Source organism: Pseudomonas sp. (genome assembly GCF_026224925.1).
Lineage (GTDB): Bacteria > Pseudomonadota > Gammaproteobacteria > Pseudomonadales > Pseudomonadaceae > Aquipseudomonas.
In genome coordinates this window covers 1-3,051 of the sequence record NZ_JAMFRV010000323.1, presented here as the reverse complement: position 1 = coordinate 3,051, position 3,051 = coordinate 1, and the positions used below count along the sequence as shown (strand labels likewise).

General features: G+C 56.7%; 2 protein-coding genes and 1 pseudogene. 2 read left to right on the top strand and 1 reads right to left on the bottom strand.

What is annotated here, in order from left to right; all coding sequences use genetic code 11:
• The first annotated feature begins 154 nt into the window (after positions 1–154).
• Positions 155–1,009, top strand: coding sequence for a D-hexose-6-phosphate mutarotase (locus M0974_RS13995; RefSeq protein WP_297837591.1), 855 nt, complete (start codon positions 155–157; stop codon positions 1,007–1,009).
• 253 nt (positions 1,010–1,262) lie between these two features.
• On the opposite strand, the gene M0974_RS13990 is transcribed toward M0974_RS13995, so the two are convergent.
• The gene (locus M0974_RS13990) at positions 1,263–2,132 is read right to left on the bottom strand and encodes a MurR/RpiR family transcriptional regulator (protein ID WP_297837588.1); all 870 of its coding nucleotides are present in this window, start codon (positions 2,130–2,132) and stop codon (positions 1,263–1,265) included.
• 220 nt (positions 2,133–2,352) lie between these two features.
• On the opposite strand from M0974_RS13990, the pseudogene M0974_RS13985 reads away from it, so the two are divergent.
• Positions 2,353–3,051 (top strand): annotated as a pseudogene (locus tag M0974_RS13985) (glucose-6-phosphate dehydrogenase); the annotation flags it as partial.

Sequence of the window (3,051 nt, the reverse complement as noted above, 5' to 3'; positions counted from 1 at the left end):
GGCCTGAAAATTCAGACGGTGTTTTAACGCGGTTGCAATAAGCTCCACCCTCTGTGCGCATTTTGCGGATAGCCATGGCTATCCGCTTTTTTTTGGTGCAGTGCAGGCATCTTCACCAAAGGTTTGGGCGACATGATTTTCAGGACCGTGGTACATGCTTGAGCATCCGCTACAGCGTTTTTTTACTTCGTTGCGGGCCAGGCCAACCTTTCAGTGGGAGCGCTATCAACAGCGCGATGTATTGGTGATCGATCACCCGCTTTGCCAAGCGGTATTCAGCCGTCAGGGCGGACAATTGCTGCACTTTCAGCCTAGGGGCCAGCATCCTTGGCTTTGGTGCGCGGCGCATTGGCCACAAGTCGGCGCGATCCGCGGCGGTGTGCCGATTTGCTGGCCTTGGTATGGCCGTCATCCCAGCGAGGGCGTGTGGCCCTCGCATGGGTGGGCACGGCTGCTCGATTGGAAGCTGATCGACAGCACCGAGGACGAGGCGGGCGTTCACTTGCATTGGCGGCTGAAGCTGTGGGATTGGCAAGTCGACCTGCATGCCGATCTGGGGGAGGGCATGGAGTTGCGCTTGAGTACGCAGCATGACGACACCGAACCGTGCTTGTTCAGCCATGCACTGCACGCTTACTGGCGCATCAGCGACGTGGCCGATGTGGCACTCGAGGGCCTCGACGGCGCCAGCGGTTACGACCAACTCAACCGACAAGCTTGCCTGCAGAAAGGTGAGTTGCGGGTCGATGGCGGCTGTCAGCGGCTGTTTAACCATGCAGGGGAGTTGCAGCTGCAAGACGAAGCGTGGCAACGCAGCTTATGCATCGACACCAGCGACAGCACCAACACCGTGGTCTGGCACCCTGGCAGTCGCCCGTTGATGGGCGTGGGCGGCCTTGAAGCAATGGGTTTTGTCTGCGTTGAAGCCGCGTCGGGAGGCGCCAGCACCCTGAGCCTCGCGCCGGGGGAAAAAGTGCACCTGACGTTGCAGGCTCATTTGTTGCATTGACAGCCGGCCTGGGATGAGCCCTGAGGGAATTCATTCGCGAATGCCGACGACTCGGTATGTCTGATACACCGCGTTGCCTGCTTCGTGAACAAGTTCCCTCCCACCGATATCTCTGCATGTCGCTGGACTTCGGGCAACTCATTATCCCTGTGGGAGCGAACTTGTTCGCGAATGCCGCGCCTCGTTATGCCTGATACACCGCGCGGCTCGGTTCCCGATATGAATGAATTCGGTCCTACAGAGGATCAAATGGTCAATTCAGCTCATCATCAATTGGATAGCGGCTGGCATTGAGGCTTTCTTTGATCTTGCGCAAATGGGGTTGGAAGTCGACGCCTCGACGCAAGGTCATACCGGTCGCCAGTACGTCGAGCACGGTGAGCTGGATGATTCGTGACGTCATGGGCATATAGATGTCGGTGTCTTCGGGCAGTGGGATATTCAGGCTTAAGGTGCTGGCCTTGGCCAACGGTGAATCTTCAGCCGTCAGCCCGAGAACCGATGCGCCGTTTTCGCGGGCGATACGTGCCACTTCCACCAGCTCCCGGGTGCGACCGGTGTAGGAAATGATCACGAACAACTCTCCGGTATGCGCCACAGAAGCAATCATGCGTTGCATCAGTACGTCGGCATGGGCAGTAACAGCCAGGTTGAAGCGAAAGAATTTATGCTGGGCATCCATCGCCACCGGAGCAGAAGCACCGAGGCCGAAGAAATGGATCTGCCGTGCCTGAATCAACAGGTCCACGGCTTTGCTGATCAAGTTCGGGTCTAGCTGTTGAAGGACGCTGTCCAGCGACGCAATGGCGCTACCGAATATCTTCCGGGTGTAAGCCTCGGGGTTGTCGTCGGCCTCCACTGCGCGGCTTACATAGGCTGCACCGCTGGCCAAGCTTTGCGCCAGTTGCAGTTTCAGCTCGGGGTAGCCGCTGACACCAAAGGAACGGCAAAAGCGATTGACCGTGGGCTCGCTGACTTTAGCAGCCTGAGCCAGAGCAGCGATGCTCAGCCGCGTTGCTTGTTGCGGGTTGAGCAAAATCACCTCGGCGACCTTGCGTTCGGCCTTGTTCAAGTCTTCCAGTCGGCCCTGGATATGTTCCAGGAGATTGCGGGTGCGGTCCATTTAGTATCCTTGTAAAGCCGGTGTCAGAAACGCTCCGTAGCTGCCTGTCATCGAGAGTCTTCCAAGTACGGGCAAAGGTGGCCTATCGTACTGATGGGCCTCGTCGATCACCATAGGAATCTGGTTTTAGACGTAATGTTGTGGTTATTACTACATTCGGCCTTGAATACCGCCTTTAAAAAAGGTATTTGTAGCCTAACTTGATAAAAGAACAAACATTATGCCCCTGATAACGGTTGAACCGTGCACTTTTGCCTTGTTTGGCGCCTTGGGCGACCTGGCATTACGCAAGCTATTTCCTGCCCTGTATCAACTTGATCAAGCCGGACTGCTGCACGCCGACACGCGTATTTTGGCGCTCGCGCGTGAACCTGGCGACGAACAGCAGCATTTGGCGAACATCGACAGTCACCTTCGCCGCTTCGTACCCGCTGCTGAACTGAACGAAACCGTGGTCAGCCGTTTTCAAGCGCGTTTGAGCTATTTGCACGTGGACTTTCTGAAGGCCGACGATTATGTCGCATTGGCTGAGCGAGTGGGCGACGCCGAGACGATGATCGCGTACTTCGCCACACCCGCTTCGGTGTACGGCGCGATTTGCGAAAACCTCGACTCGGTGAACCTGACCGAACGTACCCGCGCGGTACTCGAAAAGCCGATTGGCCACGACTTGGCGTCCTCGCGGACTGTCAATGATGCGGTCGCCCAGTTCTTCCCGGAAAACCGCGTCTACCGGATCGACCACTACCTGGGCAAAGAAACTGTTCAGAACTTGATTGCCTTGCGTTTCGCCAACAGCTTGTTCGAAACCCAGTGGAACCAGAATCATATTTCCCACGTGGAAATTACCGTGGCAGAGCAGGTCGGGATTGAAGGCCGTTGGGGCTATTTCGATCAGGCCGGGCAATTGCGCGACATG

Coding starts and splice junctions, on each gene's coding strand:
- M0974_RS13990 (WP_297837588.1), bottom strand. CDS start 2,132: ATGGACCGCACCCGCAATCTCCTGGAACATATCCAGGGCCGACTGGAA.
- M0974_RS13995 (WP_297837591.1), top strand. CDS start 155: ATGCTTGAGCATCCGCTACAGCGTTTTTTTACTTCGTTGCGGGCCAGG.